This is a genomic window from Amycolatopsis japonica (assembly GCF_000732925.1).
Taxonomy (GTDB): Bacteria; Actinomycetota; Actinomycetes; order Mycobacteriales; family Pseudonocardiaceae; genus Amycolatopsis; species Amycolatopsis japonica.
The window spans coordinates 5,754,939-5,775,627 of sequence record NZ_CP008953.1 but is presented as its reverse complement, the minus strand read 5'-3'; the positions used below and the strand labels follow the sequence as shown (position 1 = coordinate 5,775,627).

Annotated in this window: 17 protein-coding genes; 8 read left to right on the top strand and 9 right to left on the bottom strand. The window is 70.9% G+C overall.

Features of this window, described 5'->3' with window-relative positions:
- Positions 1-26 precede the first annotated feature (26 nt).
- Complete coding sequence (locus AJAP_RS26615) at positions 27-1,592, bottom strand: DUF4139 domain-containing protein (protein WP_038516277.1); 1,566 nt, start codon at positions 1,590-1,592, stop codon at positions 27-29.
- Positions 1,593-1,675: 83 nt separating this feature from the next.
- Here AJAP_RS26615 and AJAP_RS26610 point away from each other — a divergent pair, with 83 nt between their 5' ends.
- The 3 genes from AJAP_RS26610 (at position 1,676) to AJAP_RS26600 (ending at position 5,711) form a co-directional block, all read left to right on the top strand.
- The gene (locus tag AJAP_RS26610) at positions 1,676-3,487 is read left to right on the top strand and encodes a Xaa-Pro dipeptidyl-peptidase (RefSeq protein WP_038516274.1); all 1,812 of its coding nucleotides are present in this window, start codon (positions 1,676-1,678) and stop codon (positions 3,485-3,487) included.
- Between the two features lie 156 nt (positions 3,488-3,643).
- A complete protein-coding gene (locus AJAP_RS26605) occupies positions 3,644-4,498 on the top strand; it encodes a M23 family metallopeptidase (protein ID WP_038516271.1) in 855 nt (284 codons plus the stop codon).
- Between the two features lie 148 nt (positions 4,499-4,646).
- Complete coding sequence (locus tag AJAP_RS26600) at positions 4,647-5,711, top strand: DUF4192 domain-containing protein (protein ID WP_038516268.1); 1,065 nt, start codon at positions 4,647-4,649, stop codon at positions 5,709-5,711.
- On the opposite strand, the gene galE is transcribed toward AJAP_RS26600, so the two are convergent.
- From galE to AJAP_RS26585, 3 genes are all read right to left on the bottom strand, one after another.
- On the bottom strand, positions 5,686-6,639 hold the full coding sequence (gene galE / locus AJAP_RS26595) for a UDP-glucose 4-epimerase GalE (RefSeq protein ID WP_148311719.1): 954 nt from the start codon (positions 6,637-6,639) through the stop codon (positions 5,686-5,688). The genes AJAP_RS26600 and galE overlap by 26 nt on opposite strands.
- Positions 6,640-6,756: 117 nt before the next feature.
- Positions 6,757-7,938, bottom strand: a complete 1,182-nt coding sequence (galK, locus tag AJAP_RS26590) for a galactokinase (RefSeq protein ID WP_038516266.1) — start codon at positions 7,936-7,938, stop codon at positions 6,757-6,759.
- Positions 7,935-8,654, bottom strand: coding sequence for a metal-dependent transcriptional regulator (locus tag AJAP_RS26585; RefSeq protein ID WP_016332755.1), 720 nt, complete (start codon positions 8,652-8,654; stop codon positions 7,935-7,937). The genes galK and AJAP_RS26585 overlap by 4 nt, the downstream gene beginning before the upstream one ends.
- 108 nt (positions 8,655-8,762) lie before the next feature.
- Here AJAP_RS26585 and AJAP_RS26580 point away from each other — a divergent pair, with 108 nt between their 5' ends.
- The 3 genes from AJAP_RS26580 to AJAP_RS26570 all read left to right on the top strand — a co-directional run bounded on the left by AJAP_RS26580 (position 8,763) and on the right by AJAP_RS26570 (position 13,693).
- Complete coding sequence (locus tag AJAP_RS26580) at positions 8,763-9,611, top strand: sulfurtransferase (RefSeq protein WP_038516263.1); 849 nt, start codon at positions 8,763-8,765, stop codon at positions 9,609-9,611.
- A 47-nt stretch (positions 9,612-9,658) separates the two neighbouring features.
- A complete protein-coding gene (locus AJAP_RS26575) occupies positions 9,659-10,831 on the top strand; it encodes an acetoin utilization protein AcuC (protein WP_038516260.1) in 1,173 nt (390 codons plus the stop codon).
- 168 nt (positions 10,832-10,999) lie between these two features.
- Positions 11,000-13,693: a bifunctional acetate--CoA ligase family protein/GNAT family N-acetyltransferase gene (locus AJAP_RS26570; RefSeq protein ID WP_038516257.1), complete on the top strand. Its 2,694-nt coding sequence runs from the start codon at positions 11,000-11,002 to the stop codon at positions 13,691-13,693.
- A gap of 6 nt (positions 13,694-13,699) precedes the next feature.
- Here AJAP_RS26570 and AJAP_RS26565 read toward each other — a convergent pair whose 3' ends face one another.
- Positions 13,700-14,125 carry an SgcJ/EcaC family oxidoreductase gene (locus tag AJAP_RS26565; RefSeq protein WP_038516255.1) on the bottom strand — a complete coding sequence of 142 codons (426 nt, stop codon included), beginning with the start codon at positions 14,123-14,125 and terminating at the stop codon, positions 13,700-13,702.
- A 63-nt stretch (positions 14,126-14,188) separates the two neighbouring features.
- Between AJAP_RS26565 and AJAP_RS26560 the strand changes: the two genes are divergently transcribed.
- Positions 14,189-14,794, top strand: a complete 606-nt coding sequence (locus AJAP_RS26560) for a TetR/AcrR family transcriptional regulator (protein ID WP_038516252.1) — start codon at positions 14,189-14,191, stop codon at positions 14,792-14,794.
- On the opposite strand, the gene AJAP_RS26555 is transcribed toward AJAP_RS26560, so the two are convergent.
- Positions 14,746-15,843, bottom strand: a complete 1,098-nt coding sequence (locus AJAP_RS26555; protein ID WP_038516249.1) for an alpha/beta hydrolase family protein — start codon at positions 15,841-15,843, stop codon at positions 14,746-14,748. The genes AJAP_RS26560 and AJAP_RS26555 overlap by 49 nt on opposite strands.
- Positions 15,844-16,007: 164 nt before the next feature.
- Here AJAP_RS26555 and AJAP_RS43120 point away from each other — a divergent pair.
- A protein-coding gene (locus AJAP_RS43120; protein ID WP_407639383.1) for an IS5 family transposase occupies positions 16,008-16,828 on the top strand; the annotation gives its coding sequence in 2 pieces (ribosomal slippage) (positions 16,008-16,362 and positions 16,362-16,828; 822 coding nt in all).
- Between the two features lie 5 nt (positions 16,829-16,833).
- Here AJAP_RS43120 and AJAP_RS26540 read toward each other — a convergent pair.
- Genes AJAP_RS26540 through AJAP_RS26530 form a run of 3 tightly spaced genes read right to left on the bottom strand, consistent with a single transcriptional unit; the run spans position 16,834 to position 20,606 of the window.
- Positions 16,834-18,345 carry a long-chain-fatty-acid--CoA ligase gene (locus tag AJAP_RS26540; RefSeq protein WP_038516243.1) on the bottom strand — a complete coding sequence of 504 codons (1,512 nt, stop codon included), beginning with the start codon at positions 18,343-18,345 and terminating at the stop codon, positions 16,834-16,836.
- Positions 18,342-19,415: an acyl-CoA dehydrogenase family protein gene (locus AJAP_RS26535; RefSeq protein WP_038516240.1), complete on the bottom strand. Its 1,074-nt coding sequence runs from the start codon at positions 19,413-19,415 to the stop codon at positions 18,342-18,344. Before AJAP_RS26535 ends, AJAP_RS26540 begins: the two co-directional genes overlap by 4 nt.
- 9 nt (positions 19,416-19,424) lie before the next feature.
- Positions 19,425-20,606, bottom strand: a complete 1,182-nt coding sequence (locus AJAP_RS26530) for an acyl-CoA dehydrogenase family protein (protein ID WP_038516238.1) — start codon at positions 20,604-20,606, stop codon at positions 19,425-19,427.
- Positions 20,607-20,689 lie beyond the last annotated feature (83 nt).

The following is a 20,689-nucleotide window of genomic DNA, read 5'->3' as shown; positions in this document are numbered from 1 at the left end:
GGACCTTTCATTGCATCCGGGGGCGGCTACTCGCGCCACCCAGACAGCTCGACACCCTTCGCGACGTCCACCCGGTACCCGAGCGTCACGACGCCCTTCGCGCCCGAAGCGAGCGTCAGCCGCCACGTGAACTCGCCCAGCTCGGTCCGCTCCACCGGCTCCGGTGTGGTGCGCACGTCCCGGACGGTGATCGCGTCGTCCCGGGAGACCGGTGCCTGGTCCAGCACGGTCACGACGGCCTCGCGCGGGCTGTGGTTGACGATCGTCGTGGTGTACGCGGCTTCCCGTTTGCGGACGCCGGACAGCGTCGCCTTGCTCGCCGTGCGGTGCGTGAGTTCGCGCTCGATCCGGATCCGGTCGTCCACGCCGAGAGCGAGTTCGAGCTCCTCGCCCGGCGCCCAGACGTCCAGCCGCGTGGTACCGACGAACTCCGTCTCGTGGAACACCGACGCCTTCCCCGGCCGCAGCGTGTGCTCCGAAGTGTTGACCACGGTCGCTCGGAGGAACGCCTCCGGGGATACCGCCGGAGCGGAGATGTAGCCCAGTTTCGCCGTCAGCTCCAGTTGGGCGAGCGTCGTGCGGTGGCCCTGTGCCCCCGACGGCACCGCCACCGGGCGGCCCGGCCGGTAGGTGACCGCGGTGGTGCCCTGTTCGACGGACGCCGTCCGCGCGGCCATCGGCGGGCCGGCGGGCGCCGGCATGCCCACCGACTCCGGTATCCCGCCGCCCGCGGGCGACGCGCTGCCGTACGCCGCGCGGGCCATCAACGGCTGGACCGGACGCACGCGGTCGAGGAACCAGGGTTCGAGTTCCGGTACTTCGACGGTGTTCGCCGGCCGCGCGGTCGACAGGGCCAGTTCGCATTCCGGCCAGTCCTCGCCGGTGTGCTGGGTGATCCGCCCGTACCAGGTCAGCGAGACGTCCTCACCGCGGACGCGCACGTCGTAGCCGGGTTCCCAGCCGGCGTTCGCGACCACATAGGACAGTTCGAGGCCGATCTCCGCGCCGTCCTCCCCGGGCTCCAACTCGACCGTGACCGTCGCGCTGTCCACTTCGGACATCCCCTGTTTCGCCTCGATCTCGCGGTCCAGCGCCTTGAGGTCGTCCCGGAGCCGGGCGAGGCGGATGCCGAGTTCGCGGCGCTTGCCCAGCGCCTCGGCCAGCTGGGTGCCCAGCGCGTCGGTGACTTCGGCGACCCGGGGCGGCTCCGCCGTGCCCGCCGCGAGCGCCTTCGCGAAACTTTTGCCGCTGCGCGTCGCCAGGCCGGTCAGCAGGTCGACCTTCGCCGTCTCGGCGGAGACCGCGTCCGCGACCTCGTCGACCACCGCTTGATCGGCCTTGCGCTGTTCGGTCAGCGCGCGCAGTGACGCGTCCGCGGGCGCGGGATGGCGCTCGACGGCGACGTCGACCCCGGCGATGACCGCCGGACCGGAACCGGTGACGCGGACCGAATCCGTGTCCAGGTTCCATGGCAGGCCCGCGAAGGCGAAACGCGTTTCCCCGTCGAGGGCCGCCGAAGCCCGCCTCGTGATCCGGGCGTGGTGCGGATAGACGGTGACGGCGACGATCGGTGCGTCCAGGGTGCTCGGCATGCCTCCGACGTTAGTCTCTTGACACCCGATCGGGTGGCCGGAAGCCTCAGCTTCGTCTTGCCCACCAGCCTTTTGGGGGTCTTGTGAGAGTCGCCAGGCTCGCCGCCCTGTTCACCGCCGTCCTGGTCCTTCCGGCGACGGCGTTGCCCGCCCAAGCCGACGCGCCGCCAACGCCGGTCTTCAAGGACGGCCAAGCCCAGCCGGTGTTCGACCCGGCGGACGTCATCCGGGAGAACGTCTGGGTCACCGCGCCGGTCGACAGCGACCACGACGGCAAGGACGACCTCGTGCACGCGGAGGTCGTGCGTCCTCGCGCGACACAGCAGGGCATGAAGGTCCCGGTCGTCTACCAGGCCAGCCCGTACTACGCGGGCGGCAACGACGTCGCGAACCACAACGTCGACGTGGAGCTGTACGTGCCCGGCGCGAAGCGCGCCCCGGCGGGCCCGCGGATCGCGACGAAGACCGTCGGTCCCAACGCGGCACCGATCAGCTGGCGCTACCAGGACTACTTCACCGCCCGCGGGTTCGCCGTGGTGTACGGGGAATCGCTCGGCAGCGGTCAGTCCACCGGCTGCCCGAGCACCGGCGACGTCAACGAGACCATCGGCGCGAAGTCCATTGTGGACTGGCTGAACGGCCGTGCGACGGCGCGCGACGCGGCGGGCAAGGCCGCGGTCGCGGACTGGAGCACCGGCAAGACCGGCATGACGGGCGTCTCCTACAACGGGACGCTGCCCAACGCGGTGGCCAGCACCGGCGTCGAAGGGCTGGAGACGATCGTCCCGATCGCGGCGATCTCCAGCTGGTACGACTACTACCGCAACGACGGCGCCGTCGTCGCGGCCGGCGGTTTCCAGGGCGAGGACGCGGACGTGCTCGCGGATTACGTCTACACGCGCCAGGATCGCGCCGTCTGCCGTCCGCTGATCGACCGGATCGGGGTGGACCAGGACCGGGTGACCGGCGACTACAGCCGCTTCTGGGACGTGCGGAACTACCGCAACGACGTGAACAAGGTGCGCGCCTCGGTGCTCGTGGTGCACGGCCTCGGCGACTGGAACGTCAAGACCGACCAGGGCACCCGCTGGTACGAAATGCTCAAGGCGCGCGGTGTCGAGCACAAGATCTGGCTGCACCAGGCCGGGCACGCCGACCCGTACAGCCTCCGCCGCGACGTCTGGCTCGCCACGCTGAACAAGTGGATGTCGCACTACCTCTACGGCATCGACAACGGCATCGAGCGCGAGCCGAAGGCCACCATCCAGCGTGAGGACAAGTCGTGGGTGGACGAGCCGGAGTGGCCGCTGCCCGGCACCCAGGACGTCAAGCTCTACCCGTGGCCCGGCGGTTCTTCGAAGGGCAAGCTCGACACGCGCAACCCCGTCCCGGGCAAGGCCGCCGTCGAGACGCTGGCTGACGACGCCAGCAAGACGATCGAACAGCTGGCGGCCGCCGCGTCGTCGGGCAACCGCCTGCTGTACTCGACCACTGCGGCGAAGCAGCCCGTACGGCTTTCCGGAACCGTGAAGACCGATCTGTCGCTGTCCTTCGACAAGCCGGCCGCGAACGTGACCGCGGTGCTCCTCGACCGCGCCCCGGACGGGACGGCGAAGGTGATCACCCGGGGGTGGACCGACCCGCAGAACCGGCGCGACCCCGCCCGCACCGACCCGATCACCCCTGGTGAGAACTACAAGGTCGAGGTGGAACTGGTCGCGAAGGACTACCTGCTGGCGGCCGGGCACAAGATCGAGTTCCTGGTGGCCTCCAGCGACCACGACTACACGCTCCGGCCGAAGCCGGGCGCCGGTGTCTCGGTCGAGCTGAACCGCACCTCGCTGGTGCTGCCGGTGGCGGGCGGCAAACCCGCGCTGCGTGCCGCCTTCGGCTGATCAGGGCCGCGTTTTCCGGATGCCACGTCCCCCTCGGGACGTGGCATCCGGCGTTTCGGATGGAAAACGCCGACCCGACCTCGGGCTTGTACGGAAAATGTATTTCCCCCGGCTTTGCTCCGTCCTGTCCGGCTTCCCCACCTGATGGAGGTCTCCATGTCCAGGTTGCGCCGTTTCGCAGTGCTCGCCGCGGCCGCCGTTCTCCCCGCGCTCGGCCTGACCCTCGCCGGCACGACGCAGGCGTCGGCCGCCCCGAACTTCCAGGTCCCCTTCAAATGCGGCGTCACGGTCACGGCGGCGACGTTCAGCGGGCACAGCCCGGCGAACTCGGTCGACTTCCAGAAGTCGGGCATCACCGGGATGCCGGTGCTGGCCTCGGCTGGCGGCACCGTCACCCGGGTCGCCAACGAAGGCAGCACCAGCTATGGGCGCTGGGTCGAGATCGACCACGGTGGCGGCTGGCGTACCCGCTACGCCCACCTTTCGACCCAGTCCGTCTCGGTCGGCCAGGCCGTCAGCCTCGGCAAGCAGATCGGCACGGCCGGCGCGACCGGCGGGGTGACCGGTCCGCACCTGCACTTCGAAGAGCGGCTCAACGGGGTGGCGCAGAAGGCGGTGCTGAACGGGGTCGCGGTGCCGTACTACGGCCACACGAACTTCACCAGCAAGAACTCGTGCGGCGGCAACCCGTACGAGGCCACCGAGGTGTGCGGCAGCGGCTTCTCGGTCGTCGACTCGCAGGGGCTCGCGAACGGTTCGGGAACCGCGTACCTGCTGTACAACGCCTCGACCAAGGCCAACTGCGTCACCACGCTGAAGGCCGTTTCGCTCGGCACCGCTTCGCCGGTTTCGGCGTTCCTCGAGGTGCAGGGTTCGGCTCGCGTGACCGACTCCGGCAGCTTCACCTACTACGCCGGACCGGTGAAGAAGACGGCCGCCTCGACCTGCGTCAAGTGGGGCGGTTCGGTCGGATCGAACGCTTACGAGAGCCCGTTCGAACACTGCGACTGATCCCGCGGGGCCGGGCACTGTAGATCACCTCACCGACAGGATCGGCGTCCCACGACCGGTCCCGCGGCGGTTGTCCACAACGGTCCCGGCTGTCCACAGATATGTCATGCCCCCACCCGCGGCCCCATTCCCGCCGCAGGGTGGGGGCATGACCACTTCCACCCCGACCGGCAGGACCAAGGTCGATCTGACGGATCCGGCGGACCTGCTCGCCGCGATCCCGTACCTCCTCGGATTCCACCCCGAGGACTCCGTCGTCGTCTTCGGCCTGCGCGGCCCTGGACGAATGAAACAAGGCCTCGTCATGCGCGTGGACCTGCCGCCGCCCGGCCTGGAACAAGACCAGGCGCGTGACCTGGCGATCAGGCTCGCCGTGTCCGGCCACACCGGTGCCACCCTCGCGGTGGTCGGCGGTGGCACCGCGAACAAGGCGGGGCGGCCACCGCGGCGCCGGTTCATCCGGCGTCTGGAAGCCTCGCTGGCCGAGTACGAGATCTCGGTGACGCATTCGGTGTGGGCGCCCAGGATCGCCGCCGACGTGCGGTGGGGCTGCTACCGGGAACGGACCTGTGGCGGGATCCTGCCGGATCCGCGGGACTCGGTGGCCGCCGCGATCGTCACCGGTGCCGGGCACGTCACCCACGCCAGCCGGGACGAGGTCGAGCGGCTCTTCGACCCCGTCGCGCCGGAAACGCTCGCCAGACGTGCCGATCTGCTCACCAGAATGGCCGATCCGCCGTGGCGAGGGGAGGATCCCGTCCCGGCCGGAGTCGCCGAGGTGAACGCCGCCCTCACCCGAGTCGACGGCGGAGACCGGGCGATCAGCGACGACCAGGCCGTCCGGCTGGCCTGGGCGCTTTCCCTGGTCGAGGTTCGCGGCGCCTGTCTGCTCACGGCCGTCCCCGCGGACTCGTCGCTCGCCCGCGTGGCGGAGGACCTCTGGCTCATCCTGGCCCGGGAGCTCCCGGCACCCGAAGCGGCCGAGGCGCTCGCTCTGAAGGCGCACGCCGCCTATGTCCGAGGTGACCTGGCGGCCGCCGGGATGGCCTTGGCCAGGGCCGCCGAGGCCGACCCCGGGCACGGGCTGGCGAAGCTGCTGAGCACGGCCCTCAACGCGATGGTGCCACCGGCCGACCTGATCGGGGTGGTCCTGCGGCAGCAGGCCGAAGGACCACCGGAGATCGCACTCAGACGTTCTGGCGGGACTGGGTGAACGTCCAGGCGTCGGCCACGATGCCGTCGAGGTCGGTGCGCTCGGGCTTCCACCCGAGCTCGTCACCGGCCCGCTCGCTGGAGGCCACGAGCACCGACGGGTCGCCCGCGCGGCGCGGCGCGACCGCGGCGGGGATCTCGTGACCGGTGGTGCGGCGGCACGCCTCGATCACCTCGAGCACCGAGAAACCGGTGCCGCTGCCGAGGTTGTAGATGCGGTGTTCGCCGTCGGCCGCGTGCCGCAGGGCCAGCAGGTGCGCGTCGGCGAGGTCGACCACGTGGATGTAGTCGCGGATGGCGGTGCCGTCCGAAGTCGGGTAGTCGTCACCGAAGATCTGGATCCGCTCGCGGTCCCCGGTGGCGACCTGGAGCACGAGGGGGATCAGGTGGGTTTCGGTGGTGTGCCGCTCGCCGAAGGAACCGTAGGCGCCGGCGACGTTGAAGTAACGCAGGCTGACCGCGGCGATGCCGTGGGCGCGCGAGAACGACGTGATCGCGTGGTCGATGGCCAGCTTCGTCGCGCCGTAGGTGTTGGTCGGCTGCGTCGGCGCCGTCTCCGGGATGGGGGAGGACTCGGGTTCGCCGTAGGTGGCCGCGGTGGAGGAGAACACCAGCCGCTTCGTGCCGTGGTCGCGCATCGCCTCGAGCAGGCGGAGCGAAGTGAGGACGTTGCCTTCCCAGTACTTCGCCGGATCCGTCATCGATTCGCCGACCAGCGACTTGGCGGCGAAGTGGAGGACACCGTCGAAGCCGTCGCCGAGCAGGCGCCCGGCGACCTCGGCGGCGTCGCCCTCGACGAAGGTCGCGTCCGGGTGCACCGCGTCGGCGTGCCCGGTGGAGAGGTCGTCGACCACGGTGACGTCGTGCCCGGCCTCGATGAGGCGGGCCGCGCAGACGCTGCCCACATAACCGGCTCCGCCCGTCACCATCAGCTTCAGGGTCTTGGTCGGTTCGTCGGTCACGTTCGCGCCTTTCTGCTGCGGATGCGGTCGCGGCCCAGTGTCCTCGCCCCCGGGCACGGTGCGCGCCCGGGGGTGGTGCGGCGGCTAGAGCTCGTCGCGGCCCGCGCCACGCGACGGCACGGCGGTGAACAGCCTGGGGTGGCGCAGCTCCGCCGCTTCGTACGCGGCCTTCACCGCCCGGCCCACGGTGTCCACATCGGACTCGCGGACCAGCGCGATCGCCGACCCGCCGAAGCCGCCGCCGGTCATCCGCGCGCCGAGCGCCCCGGCTTCGCGGGCCGAATCGACGGCGAGATCGAGTTCACGGGTGGAGATCCGGTAGTCGTCGCGCATGCTCACGTGCGAGGCGTCGAGCTGAGGGCCGATCTCGGTGATCCGGCCCGCCCGCAACAGGTCCACGGTGTCGAGGACGCGCTGGTTCTCCGTGACGACATGGCGCACCAGCGGCACGAGCTCGTCCGGCAGCTTGGCGAGCGCGGTGTCCAGCCCGTCGACGCCGATGTCCCGCAGCGCCTTCACTTCGAGCAGCTCCGCGGCGCGCTCACAGCCCCGGCGGCGTTCCCCGTAGCCGCCCTCGGCGTGCGAATGCTTCGTGCGGCTGTCCATGATCAGGATCCGGACGCCGGATTCCTCGAGCGGGAACGGCACCTGCTCCATCTCGCCGGAACGGACGTCGAGGAACAGCACGTTCGATTCCGTGCAGCACAGGGAGGCGGTCTGGTCGAGCAGGCCGGTCGGCGCCCCGACGAAGTCGTTCTCCGAACGCTGCACCCAGCGGGCCACCTCGTGCAGGGTCGGCGAACCCGCGCCGGTCCCCGGGGTGATCCCCGCCAGCCCCAGGAGGGCGAGCGCGACGGCGCATTCGAGCGCGTGGGAGGAGGAAAGCCCCGCCCCCGAAGGCACGTTCCCCGCGATCGCCACGTCCGCGCCGCCGTCGAGACCCTGGTCCCGCAGGACCCACGCGACCCCGGCCGGGTACGCGGCCCACCCCTCGACCGAGCCGGGCCGCAGATCGGCGATGGTGAGCGGGCCGGATTCCTGCACCCGGCCGTCCGAGCCGAGGGTGGACACGGTCAGCACACCGTCCTCGCGCGGCGACGCCGCGGCGGCGAGCCGGTGCGGGAGGGCGAACGGCAGCACGAAACCGTCGTTGTAGTCGGTGTGCTCACCGATCAGGTTCACCCGGCCCGGTGCGGACCAGACGCCGGCCGGAGCCCGGCCGTGGAGGGCCTGGAAGGTCTCCGCGGCGTCGGACGCGGCGCTCACCTGGCTTGCGCCAGCACGGCGTGCAACGCCGAGACGGGCACCTGCGCGGTGCTGCTCCCGCCGGTGACCTCGATGGTGCCGCCGGGCGCCGTCTTGCCGACCTTGACCCGGCTGCCGGGCACGATGCCGACCGACTTGAGCTCCGTCATCAGCGTCTCGTCCAGCTGCACGTGCTCGGCGATGCGGCGGATCTCGACCTCGCCGCCGCCCATGCGGGCGAACTCGTCGAGCCGCACGAGGTCGGCTTCGGCGGGCGGGGCGGGATCACCGTCGCCGAGCTTGTCCAGCCCCGGGATCGGGTTGCCGTAGGGCGACGTGGTCGGGTGGTCGAGCAGCTTGACCAGCTTGCGCTCGACGGCCTCGCTCATCACGTGTTCCCAGCGGCAGGCCTCGTTGTGGACGTGCTCCCATTCCAGGCCGATGACATCGACCAGGAGGCGCTCGGCCAGCCGGTGCTTGCGCATGACCGCGATGGCGAGCTCGCGACCGTGCTCGGTCAGCTGCAGGTGCCTGTCGTCCGCGACCACGACCAGTCCGTCGCGTTCCATCCTGGCGACGGTCTGGCTCACGGTCGGGCCGCTCTGCTGCAGCCGCTCCGCGATCCGGGCCCGCAGCGGGACGACACCTTCTTCTTCGAGCTCGTAGATGGTACGCAAGTACATCTCTGTGGTGTCGATGAGATCGTTCACGCTGTCCCCTTCGTCCGCGTTGCTCATCGTAGTCGCTGGCACCGACAGCGACGCAGGCGTGGGGAGAACAAGCACCGAGGCGGGAAAAGTCCCCCAAGCTGGGCATGGAGACGTGAGGCACGGGAAGATGGGCCCATGCGCCCCATGATCACCACCAGCGAACTCGCCGAGCAGCTCTCCGGGCCGGAATCCGCACGCTCCGTAGTCCTCGACGTCCGCTGGCGGCTCGCCGGGCCGCCCGGCGCCGATTCCTACCGTGAGGCGCATCTCCCGGGCGCGGTGTACGTCGACCTCGACACGGCGCTCGCCGGGGAGCCGGGGGAGGGCGGGCGTCATCCACTGCCCGAGCCGGAGACGTTGCAGCGGCACCTGCGGGCGGCCGGGGTCCGCGCCGGTCACCCGGTGGTGGTCTACGACGACTCCGACGGTTCGGTCGCGGCCCGGGCGTGGTGGCTGCTGCGCTGGGCCGGGCACGCCGAGGTCGCCGTGCTGGACGGCGGGTTCGCCGCGTGGGCGGAGGAAGAGCGCCCGCTCACCGACGAGATCCCGTCACCGGCGGAGGGCGACATCGTCGTCGAGCCGGGCGGCATGCCGGTGCTCGACGCGGCCGACGCCGCCACTCTCGCGAGGGACGGGCTGCTCTTCGACGCACGGGCGCGGCCGAGGTACGCGGGCGAGACCGAGCCGATCGATCCGCGCGCCGGGCACATCCCCGGCGCGGTCAACGCGCCCTTCTCCGGGCACGTCGGGGAGGACGGCCGCTGGCGTGACGCCTCGGAGCTGGCCGAGCGGTTCGAAGGGCTCGGCGTGGCCCCGGAGACACCGGTCGGTGTCTACTGTGGATCGGGCGTCACCGCCTCGTCCGTCGTGCTCGCGCTCGAGGTCGCCGGTCACCCGGAGCCCGCGGCGTTGTACGCGGGTTCGTGGTCGCACTGGTCCCGCGACCCGGAGCGCCCGCTGGCCACGGGCGATCTGCCCGGCTGACCCGCGGAACGGCGCACGAGCCGCGTCCGGGCACTAGAGTTCCGACCATGCGAGCACCGGCCGTCGTATGGGACTCCTCGCTGCTGGGTTACGACCTCGGCGGCGAGCATCCGTTCAATCCGGTGCGGCTCGAACTGACCATCCGGCTCGCCACCGAACTCGGCGTGCTCGACGGGGTCGAACTGCTGATCCCCGGTCCGGCGGGCGAGGACGAGCTGCGCCGCGTGCACCTCGGCGAGTACATCGAGGCCGTCCGGCAGGCGCCGATGACCGGGGCCGATTTCGCGCACGGGCTCGGCACCGAGGACAACCCGGTGTTCACCGGGATGCACGAGGCTTCCGCGCTGGTCGTCGGCTCGACCCTGCTGGCCGCGCGGAAGATCGCCGAGGGCGAGGCGACCAGGGCGGTCAACATCGCCGGCGGGCTGCACCACGCGATGCCGGGCAAGGCGTCGGGCTTCTGCGTCTACAACGACTGCTCGGTCGCGATCTCGTGGTTGCTGGACCACGGCTTCGAGCGCGTCGCGTACGTCGACACCGACGTCCACCACGGCGACGGCGTGCAGACGGCGTTCTACGACGACCCGCGGGTGCTGACCGTTTCCCTGCACCAGCACCCGTTCACGTTGTGGCCGGGCACGGGTTACTCGGCGGAGATCGGCAAGGGCGGGGCCGAGGGCACCTCGGTCAACCTGCCGCTGCCGCCCGGCACCCGTGACGGCGGCTGGCTGCGGGCGTTCGAGGCGGTGGTGCCGTCGCTGCTGGAGCAGTTCCGGCCGCAGATCCTCGTCACCCAATGCGGCGTCGACTCGCACGAGGAAGACCCGCTGGCGGACCTTTCGCTCTCCGTGGACGGCCATCGCGCCATCTACCGCAGGCTGCGCGAACTGGCCGAGACGCACACCGCCGGCCGCTGGCTGGCCGTCGGCGGCGGTGGTTACCAGCTGATCCGGGTGGTGCCGCGGTCCTGGACCCATTTGCTCGCCACCGTGCTCGACCGCGACGTCGACCCGGCGACGTCGCTGCCGCCGAACTGGGTCGCGTCGATCACCAGGGCGGCGCCGAAGGCCGAGATCCCGCCCGGCATGTCCGACGACCGCGACACCGCCTTCGTCCCCTGGGGAGACGGCGAGGACGAACCGGTCGACATCGCCATCCGCGACACCCGCCGCGCGATCTTCCCCCTGCACGGCCTCGATCCGGACGATCCGAGGGACTGAACATGGGCCGGTTCTCTCAGAGCGCGCTTTCGGATTTCCACAGCCGGGCCGCGGTAGCGGCTGTCCACTCACCCGGCCCGCCTGCGGAAAACCGAGGCCTTCGGCCGAAGAGAAACGCGCGCGCGTGTCCGAACCCAACCCATCACCTTCAGTCCGGGAGACACGCTCATGGTCAGTGAGGACACCAAACGCGACCCCTACGACTACCCGCGCGAGTGGGAGGCCGACGTCCTGCTCTCCGACGGCGGCACGGTGCACCTGCGCCCGGTGATCCCGAGTGACGCCGACGGCCTCGTCGCCTTCCACGGCCGGCTGTCCGAACGCACCCGGTACTTCCGGTACTTCGGCGCCTACCCGCGCATCCCGCAGCGCGACCTCGAACGGTTCTCCGTCGTCGACCACCACGACCGGGTCGCGTTCGTCGCGCTGCTGGGCGACGACATCGTCGCGGTCGGCCGGTACGAACGGCTGGAACACGGGCCGTCGGCCGAGGTCGCGTTCGTCGTCGACGACGCGCATCAGGGCCGCGGGCTCGGTTCGATCCTGCTGGAGCATCTCGCCGCGGCCGCCTCGGAATCCGGGCTGCGCCGCTTCGTCGCCGAGGTGCTCGCCGAGAACGCGGGCATGGTCCGGGTGTTCCGTGACGCGGGCTACCAGGTCAGCCGTGAGATCGAAGAAGGCGTGCTGCACCTGGAGTTCGACATCGACCCGACCGAGGAGTCGCTCGCGGTCGCCCGCTCCCGGGAGCAGGCCGCGGAGGCCCGCAGCGTGCACAACCTGCTGCATCCGAAGTCGGTCGCGGTGATCGGCGCGTCCACCGATCCGACGAAGATCGGCTACGTCGCCCTCACCAACCTGCTCAGCGCCGATTTCGCCGGCACGGTCTACCCGGTCAACCCGGAGCACAAGTCCGTCCGCGGCGTCCGTGCCTATCCGTCCGTCGTGGACATCCCCGAGGACGTCGACCTCGCGCTGGTCGCGGTGCCCGCCGAGGCCGTCGAGTCCGTTTTGGACGGTGCGCTGGCCAAGGGGGTCAAGACCCTCCTGATCGTCTCCGGCGGGTTCGCCGAGGCCGGGCCGCACGGGCTGCACGCCGAACTGAGGCTGGTCGGGGAGGCCAGGGCGCACGGTATGCGCGTCGTCGGCCCGAACGCGCTGGGCGTGCTCAACACCGACGCCTCGGTCCGGCTCAACGCCACCCTCGCGCCCCGCCTGCCCGCGCGCGGCCGCACCGGGTTCTTCTGCCAGTCCGGCGCGCTGGGCACCGCGATCCTGGCCGACGCCGAAGCACGCGGCCTCGGGCTTTCCACCTTCGTCTCGGCGGGGAACCGGGCCGACGTTTCCGGCAACGACCTGCTCCAGTACTGGGAGACCGATCCGGCGACCGACCTCGTCCTGCTGTACCTGGAATCGTTCGGCAACCCGCGCAAGTTCGCGCGGCTCGCGCGGCGGCTGGCGCGGACGAAGCCGGTGGTGGCGGTGAAATCCGGCAGGCACGCCGTCCGCCCGCAGCTCGCCGCGACCTCGGCGGAGGTCGACGAATCCAGTGTCCAGGCCCTGTTCGAGCAGGCGGGCGTCGTCCGCGTCGACACCCTCGCGCAGCTCTTCGACACCGCGCTGGTCTTCGCCCATCAGCCGCTGCCCGCCGGGCCCCGGATCGCCATCGTGGGCAACTCCAGCGCCATCGGGTTGCTCGCCGCCGACACGGCGCGGGCGCACGGCCTCCGGCTGACCGCCGACCCGGTCGACGTCGGGCCGCAGGCGAGCCCGGAGGAATTCGCCGCCGCCGTGCGCGAGGCGCTCAACTCCCCGGACACCGACGCGCTCGTCGTGGTCTTCGTGCCGCCGCTCGCGATCCCGGGGACCGCGTACGCCCGCGCGTTGCGGGAGGCCGTCGTCGAGATGGACAAGAACAAGCCGATCGTGTCGACCTTCCTCGCCGTCGAAGGTGTGCCGGACGAGCTGGCCGTGCTGTCCGAGGACGGCGTGCCGACGCGGGGTTCGGTCCCGTCGTACCCGAGCCCGGAACGCGCGGTGAACGCGCTCGCGCGGGTCGTGCGGTACGCCGCCTGGCGGCAGCGGCCGCAGGGCAACCTCGTGCGTCCCGCGGGTCTGCACGCCGAGCAGGCGCAGGTGATCGTCGCCGAACTGCTGGCGGCCGAGGGCGGCAAGACGACGCTGCTCTCCGACGACGACGTGGTCCGGCTCCTGGGCTGCTACGGCATCGACGTCGTCCCGTTCCGGGTCGTGACCTCCGCGGACGAAGCGGTGAAAGCGGCCGAGGAGCTGGGTTTCCCGGTCACCCTCAAAGCCGTCGACGAACGGCTGCGCGGCAGGCCGGATCTCGCCGGGGTGCGGCTCGATCTGTCCTCTGTGGACGGAGTGCGCCGGGCGTACCTCGATCTGCGGGAGATCTCCGGTGACGACGAGGTCTACGTCCAGCGGATGGCGCCCAAGGGGCTGTCCTGCGTGATCGGGCTGCAGGACGACCCGTCGTTCGGCACACTCGTGTCGTTCGGGCTCTCCGGCCTGGTCAGCACGCTCCTGGGGGACCGGGCCTACCGCGCCGTGCCGCTGACCGACGTCGACGCCGCCACCCTGCTGCGCGAACCGCGGACGTCGCCGCTGCTCACCGGCTACCGCGGCGACGAACCGGCGGATCTGGCCGCGCTCCAGGACATCGTGCTGCGCGTCGCGGCGCTCGCCGAGGACAACCCCGAGGTCCGGTCGATGACGCTCGACCCGATCCTCGCCTCGCCGGACGGCGCTTTCGTGGCCAACGCCCGGATCGTGCTGGGCCCGCCACCGTCCCGCCCCGACACCGGGCCGCGACGGCTGCGGCCGATCAACGCCCCTGCTTGAGCCCGGTCAGGAATCCCACTCCTGGGGCGAGCGGGCCGCGAGGTCCCCGTCGTGCCGGGCGAACGTCGCGATATCGCCCCGGATGGTGTTGTGGAACGAGACGATCAGCCCGTCGTGGACGAGTTTCGTCTGCACCGCCTGTGCCTCCCCGGCCATGGGCCCGGCGGGGATGGACAGGACGGTCGCGGTGTGCACGAGGTCGAACCCGCCGCCGAGCGGACGGCTCGACACCTGGCGGATCCGCAGCGTGCTTCCCCGGTAGATGGTGTCGAAGATGTTCTGGCTTTCGCGCGCGATCGTCGCGCGGCCGCGCTGGATCCGGCCGACGACGTCGACGAAGTCCGCGTCCTCGGCGAAGTTCGCCGCCCACGCCTCGCCGTCGCCCGCGTTCCAGGCACGCTCCAGCGCGGTGATGATCTCCTCGGTGGTCATCGCTATCCTCCTGTAACAACGATCCATTAGTTAGAACAACGTTCCAACTTTCGAGGAGCATACATGTCGGCGGACCTTCCCGGCATCGTCCGGTTGCGCGATCGCCGTGAGGCGCTGACGCTGCGCACGATCCTGACGGCGGCCCGCGGCCTGTTCGCCGAGCGTGGGTACGCGCGGACGCCGATCCGCCTCATCGCCCAGGAAGCGGGGGTCTCCCCGCAGACCATCTACGCGCACTTCGGTTCGAAGGCCGGTGTCCTCGGCGGTCTCGTCGACCTCCTCGACGACGAGGCCGGGATCCCCGACCTCGTCGCCGAAGCGCAGCGCACCGAGGATCCGGTCGCGCTGCTCGGCCTGCTGGCCACGGTCGCCCGCCAGGTCCGGGAACGCTGCGGGGACATCGTCACGATGCTGGGCTCCGGTGCCGCCGTCGATCCGGACATCGCCGCGACCCAGGCGGAGGGCGCGCGGCGCAACCGGCTCGGCGTCGAGATGGTCATGGACCGCGTCCGGAAGTGCGGCCGCACCGTGGTGCCCAGGGCCACGGACATCGCCGTGGCGCTGATGAGCGCCGACGTCCACACCAGCCTCGTCACCGAGGCCGGGTGGAGTCACGACGACTACGAAGCCTGGCTCAAGGACACCTTGGTCACGTCGCTGCTTCGGTGACGCAGGTGCTCGGCGAAGAACGCCGAGAGCCGGGCACGCTGGACGGCGACGCTTCGCTCCGGATCGATGGTGCCGACGAACGCGGCCGGGGAGTTCCCCAGCTGCGGCAGCAGGGTCTGATAGTCGGTGAAGCTGAAGTGCTCACCGTCCGGCAGACGTGTTTCCCCGGTCCAGCCGCGCTGATTGCGCTGGAACTCCTGCCAGGACGCGTCCGACGCCGCACTGTGGTCGCCCGCGCTCATCAGCAGGAACGGCCGGTCCAGTCCTTCGTCGGCGACGCGGCCGAAGATCCGCTGAGACTGCGAGTGGGCCATGCTGCCGTCCAGATTCGCCCCGGCGACGACGCGCCGGTCGCTCACCATCGTCTCGCCCGCGGTGAACCCGCCGGCGGAGTGGCCGAACATGCCGACCCGGGTCAGGCCGAGCGAGTCGAGGACGAAACGCGTGTCCCGCACGCGGGTCTCGATCACGCGTTTCGACACCTCGATGCTCGACGGCGGCAAGGCCTTCTTCTCGACGCGGCCGCCGGGGAACTCCACCGCTTCCGCTTCGTGGGTGTGGTCGATGGCCACCACGACGTAGCCCTCGCTCGCGAGCTGTTCCTGCTGCGTGGTGCCGTGCGAACGCGACAACGTGCCCCCGGGCGAATACAGCACGACCGGCCGTCCGCCGCCGATCGCGGGCGCGCCGATCCGGGAGTGGGTGGGGAAGCGATAGTCGAGCCGGTCCGACGGCATGCCGAGCTTGGCGGCGTCGCCTTCGGCCACCACCTTCGCGACACCCGGCGCCATGTACGGCGCTTTCGGCTTCCCGCTCGGCAGCGCCGGGTACCGGACGGTGACCATCAGTTCCCTTGTGGTGCCGGGAACCCACGGGTCCTGGCGGGAGCGGTCGATCAGGTGGAGGTCGGTGCTGCCGACCGCGAACGGTCCGGTCGGCGCGGGCAGGCTCAAGCGGACAGGCGCCGCCGACGCTGACGGTGCGAGGAGGACGGCGGGAAGGGTGAGTGCGGTGGCGAGTACGCCGATCCGGCGCGTTGTTCGTTTCATGGCACTGAACGTAGGGAGCGCGTCCGGCCGCGGACATCGGGAAGATCACCGGTCCCTACCCTGGGATCTACCCGCGCATTCAGAGGACTAAGGGGTCGTAACAGAATGATCTTGGGGTGTGGTTTGATGCCGTGTCTCGGTGATCGTCTGTGAGGGGTGGGCTGGTGGGACAGCGGCGTCCGTGGGAGGTCGATGACGGTCTGTGGGAACGGATCGAGCCGTTGTTGCCGAAGGTGGAGCGTCGGTTCAGGCATCCGGGGCGTAAGCGGTTGGACGACCGCAAGGCGTTGTGCGGGATCATGTTCGTGCTCTATACCGCGATCCCGTGGGAGTTCCTGCCCCAAGAGCTGGGTTATGGGTCGGGTATGACGTGCTGGCGTCGGTTGCGGGATTGGACCGAGGCCGGGGTGTGGCAGCGGTTGCACGAGCTGCTGCTGGCGGAGCTGCACGCGGCGGGCCAGCTGGACTGGTCACGGGCAGCCGTTGATGGATCGCATGTGCGGGCGTTAAAAGGGGGCCGAAAACCGGCCCCAGCCCGGTCGATCGAGCCCGTGTCGGGTCGAAACACCATGTGATCACCGACGGAACCGGTATTCCTTTGGCGGCCACCCTGACCGGCGGGAACCGGCACGACGTCACCCAGCTGATGCCGCTGATCCACGCGATCCCAGCCGTGCGGGGCCGCCGTGGACGGCCCCGCCGGCGGCCACAACGGCTCTACGCCGACCGCGCCTACGACCACGACAAGTACCGCAAGCTTGTCCGCGCCGCGGGAATCACACCTCTCATCGCCCGCCGAGGCCAGGAACACGGCTCCGGCCTCGGCGTCCACCGCTGGGTCGTCGAGGGCGCCTTCGCCCTGCTGCACTGGTTCCGGCGGCTACGCATCCGCTGGGAGATCCGCGACGACATCCACGAAGCCTTCCTCACCCTCGGCTGCGCCATCATCTGCTGGCGCAGACTCAAAGCCCACTCAATCTGTTAGGACCCCTAAATGCGGGGGTAGCGGAGCTCCAGGGCGTCGTGTGTCCCGTCCGCGGCCAGTTCCCGTTTGAGCACCTTGTGCGTGGCCGTCCGGGGCAGCGTGTCGAGCACCCGGACGAACCGGGGCCACTGTTTCGGCCCGAGATCACCTTGTGCGGCAACGAAAGCGGCGAACTCGTGCGGGTCGATCGGCGTCCGGCAGACCAGGGCGGCCAGCACCTGGTCGCCGACACGCGGATCCGGGACGCCGAACACGGCCGCCTCGCTGACGGCGGGATGCCGCAGAAGCGCGCGTTCGATCGGGGCGGTGCCGAGGTTCTCACCGTCGACGCGCAGCCAATCGCCGAGCCGTCCCGCGAAATAGCAGTAACCGTCCGCGTCGAGGTACGCCAGGTCGCCGGTGTGGTACATCCCGTCGCGCATCCGCTCGGCCTCGGCCTCGGGATCGCCGTAGTACCCGGCGAAGAAGCCGGGACCACCGGTGTTGACCAGTTCCCCGACCGCTTCGGCGGCGTTGAGCAGCTTCCCGCCTTCGCCGAATTCCACCGGGGGACAGGGTTTCCCGGTCTCCGGATGGAGGACTGCGACGCCGTCGAGCAGTCGGCCGAGCGAACCGGGCGGGGTGGTGGCGTCCCTGCCGAAGTTCACGCCGCCTTCGGTCGAACCGAACGCGTCGACCACGTGGCACCCGAATCGTGTACCGAAGGCGGCGAGGTCGGCCTCCGCGCCTTCGTTTCCATAGACCAGTTTCAGCGGATTGTCGGCGTCGTCGTCCCGGGTGGGAGTGGTGAGCACATAGGACAGTGGCTTGCCGACGTAGTTGGCGTAAGTCGCCCCGAACCTCCGGACGTCCGGCAGGAAACCGGAGGCCGAGAACCGCCGCCGCAGCGCGATCCCCGCGCCCGCTGCGAGCCCGACCGACCAGCCCGCCATGATGGCGTTGGAGTGGAACATCGGCATCGACACGTAGACGGTGTCCTCTGTGGACAGACCGAACCGCGTCGCCAGCATCTCGCCGGGGTAGGCGATCTTGCCGTGTGTGCACCGGACGGCCTTCGGGTCTCCGCTGGTGCCGGAGGTGAAGATCAGCATCAGCAGGTCTTCGGGCTTCGCGGCCACGGGAACGACGGCCTCCCGGGCCGGTTCGAGCTCGCTCAGCGGCAGCACCGGCACGCCGGCCTCGGACAGCAGCGGAAGGTACTTCTCTTCGGCGAACACCAGCTCGCAGTCGGCCAGCGCGATGTCCCGGGCGAGCGCCGCGCCCCGCCGCGTCGGGTTCAGGCCGACCAGCACGTGCCCCGAGAGCGCCGCCCCGCCGAGCAGGAACGAGAACTCGGGGACGTTGTCCGCCAGCAAGCCGAAATGCCCGCCGGGGCGCAGGGTCCCGGTGAGCGTGGCCGCGTACCCGGCGCAGGCCCGGACATGTTCGGCCCAGGTCCAGCGCCGGTCCTCGAACAGCAACCCGGTCGAGCGGTCCTCCGCCCGCGCGAGCAGGAGTTCCGTGACCGTGGGGGTCATGCCGGAGCCGCGGCCAGGAGGTCGCCGAGCCCGCCCAGCTGCGCGGTCGCCCCGCCGAAGGTGAACTCGAGCCGCTTCGCCGCGACGAAGTAGCGATGCAGGGTGTGGTCGACGTCGATGCCGACCCCGCCGTGGATGTGCACGGCGGTATGCGCGACACGGTGCCCGGCCTCGGCCGCCCAGAACTTCGCCGTCGCGACCTCTTCGGCCGCCGGAAGCCCTTCGCTCAGCCTCCAGGCGGCCTGCCACAACGTCAGCCGGACGGCTTCGACGTCGACGTAGGCGTCGGCGAGCCGCTGCCGCACCGCCTGGAAACTCCCGATCAGGTGCCCGAACTGCTTGCGCTCCCGCGCGTACGCCGCGGTCAGCTCCAGCGCGCGTTCCACAACGCCGAGCTGCTGCGCGCAGACACCGATCGTGCCTCGCAGCCGCAGCCATTCGCCGACGTCGCCCAGCGAGACCGTGGCCTTCGCCCCGGACAGCTCGACCAGCGCCGCGTCCGCGTGGTCGACGGTCCGCTGCGGCGAGACCGTCACCGCGTCCCGGTCGAGCAGGAACACCTGACGACCGCCGTCGATGGCGGCTTCGATGAGGAACCCGTGCGCGAACGCGCCCGACGGCACCGCGGTCTGCGCGCCGGTCAGCCGCCAGCCGTCGCCGTCGGCCTCGGCCGTGAACCCGCACGGCACGCCGTAATCCGGCAACGCCACCGCGAGGACGTGGTCACCGCGCAGGACCGGGACGATCCAGCGTTCGGCGAGCATCCCGTCCCCGAAGAAGGCCACCGCCGCCGCGCCCATGACCACCGAGGTCAGATAGGGCACGGGCGCGACCGCGCGGCCGATCTCGGCGAGTACCGAGCACTGCTCTAGCAGCCCGAACCCGCCACCGCCGACCGACTGCGGCAGGGCCGCGTCGAGCACGCCGGCCTGGGCGAGTGAAGTCCACAGTGGAGCGTCGAAGCCGCCGGAACCGTGCGGCCCCAGTACCTCGGGGGTGACCTTGTCCGTCAGGATCCGGCGCGTGAGCGACGCGAGGTCTCGCTGCGCTTCGGTGAGCGTGAAGTCCATCGATATCTCCTAGCGCGTGACGGGCAGGCCGAGGGCGGTCGCGGCGATCATGTCCCGCTGGATCTCGTTGGTGCCGCCGCCGAAGGTGAGGATGAGCGACGAGCGGTGCAGCCGTTCGATCCGGCCGCGCAGGTGGGCGCCGGGGGAGCCCTCGCGGACCACCGCGCCCGCGCCGAGGATCTCCATCATCAGCCGGTAGGCCTCGGTCGCGAACTCCGTGCCGAACACCTTGGTCGCCGAGGCCTCCTCGCGGCCGAGCTCGCTGCTCGCGGCGGCCCAGGCGATCCGCCAGTTCCGCAGTTTCAGGTACTCGGCATGGGTGTGGATCCGCGCCAGGTGCAGCCGCACCCACGGCTGGTCGGCGACGCGGGTGCCGTCGGGCAGCTTCGTGGTCTGCGCCCAGGCGCGCACTTCGCGCAGCGACGTCTGGATCGGCGCGGCCGAGGTCAGCGCCACCCGCTCGTGGTTGAGCTGGTTCGTGATGAGCGGCCAGCCCTCGTTCTCCCCGGCGACCCGGGAGGTCACCGGGACGCGGACGTCGTCGTAGTAGGTCGCGCTCGTGCCCGGCCCGGCGACCGTGTGCACCTTCGTCCAGGAGAAACCGGGGGCCGACGTCGGCACGATCAGCATGCTCAGACCCTTGTGCCGATGCGCCTCGGGATCGGTGCGGGCGGCCAGCCAGATGTAGTCGGCGTACTCGATCAGGCTCGTCCACATCTTCTGGCCGTTGATGACGTAGTCGTCGCCGTCGCGGATCGCGCGCGTGCGCAGCGCCGCCAGGTCGGTGCCCGCGCCCGGCTCGGAGTAGCCGATCGCGAAGTGGAGCTCGCCCGCGGCGATCTTCGGCAGGTAGAACGCCTTCTGTTCTTCGGTGCCGTAGCGCATGATGGTCGGCCCGACGGTGTTCACCGTGAGGAACGGGACGGGCACCCCGGCCGCGGCCGCCTCGTCGGTGAAGATGAGCTGGTCGAGCATCGGCCGGTCCTGCCCGCCGTACTCGCGGGGCCAGCCGATCGCGAGCCAGCCCGCACTGCCGAGTTCGCGAACGATTTCCTTGTACACCAGGCCGTTGCCGTACTCGCCGCCGTCGCCGGCCAGGGCGTCGCGGCGCTCCGGGGTCATCAGCCCGGCGAAGTACTCCCGGAGTTCGCCCGCCAGTGCCCGCTGCTCCGGCGTGTAGTCGATCCGCATCCGTCACCTCTGCCGTCGGTGCTCGTTACTGGTGCCATGGCCGCTCGCGGCGGTAGGGTAGAACCTGTTCTAGTTGTACCAGG

What these genes read in the sequence shown, in the direction of transcription:
- AJAP_RS26615 (WP_038516277.1), bottom strand. Translation starts at nt 1,592, where the DNA reads ATGCCGAGCACCCTGGACGCACCGATCGTCGCCGTCACCGTCTATCCG.
- AJAP_RS26605 (WP_038516271.1), top strand. Translation starts at nt 3,644, where the DNA reads ATGTCCAGGTTGCGCCGTTTCGCAGTGCTCGCCGCGGCCGCCGTTCTC.
- AJAP_RS26600 (WP_038516268.1), top strand. Translation starts at nt 4,647, where the DNA reads ATGACCACTTCCACCCCGACCGGCAGGACCAAGGTCGATCTGACGGAT.
- galE (WP_148311719.1), bottom strand. Translation starts at nt 6,639, where the DNA reads ATGGTGACGGGCGGAGCCGGTTATGTGGGCAGCGTCTGCGCGGCCCGC.
- AJAP_RS26585 (WP_016332755.1), bottom strand. Translation starts at nt 8,654, where the DNA reads ATGAGCAACGCGGACGAAGGGGACAGCGTGAACGATCTCATCGACACC.
- AJAP_RS26580 (WP_038516263.1), top strand. Translation starts at nt 8,763, where the DNA reads ATGCGCCCCATGATCACCACCAGCGAACTCGCCGAGCAGCTCTCCGGG.
- AJAP_RS26575 (WP_038516260.1), top strand. Translation starts at nt 9,659, where the DNA reads ATGCGAGCACCGGCCGTCGTATGGGACTCCTCGCTGCTGGGTTACGAC.
- AJAP_RS26570 (WP_038516257.1), top strand. Translation starts at nt 11,000, where the DNA reads ATGGTCAGTGAGGACACCAAACGCGACCCCTACGACTACCCGCGCGAG.
- AJAP_RS26565 (WP_038516255.1), bottom strand. Translation starts at nt 14,125, where the DNA reads ATGACCACCGAGGAGATCATCACCGCGCTGGAGCGTGCCTGGAACGCG.
- AJAP_RS26560 (WP_038516252.1), top strand. Translation starts at nt 14,189, where the DNA reads ATGTCGGCGGACCTTCCCGGCATCGTCCGGTTGCGCGATCGCCGTGAG.
- AJAP_RS26555 (WP_038516249.1), bottom strand. Translation starts at nt 15,843, where the DNA reads ATGAAACGAACAACGCGCCGGATCGGCGTACTCGCCACCGCACTCACC.
- AJAP_RS26540 (WP_038516243.1), bottom strand. Translation starts at nt 18,345, where the DNA reads ATGACCCCCACGGTCACGGAACTCCTGCTCGCGCGGGCGGAGGACCGC.
- AJAP_RS26535 (WP_038516240.1), bottom strand. Translation starts at nt 19,415, where the DNA reads ATGGACTTCACGCTCACCGAAGCGCAGCGAGACCTCGCGTCGCTCACG.
- AJAP_RS26530 (WP_038516238.1), bottom strand. Translation starts at nt 20,606, where the DNA reads ATGCGGATCGACTACACGCCGGAGCAGCGGGCACTGGCGGGCGAACTC.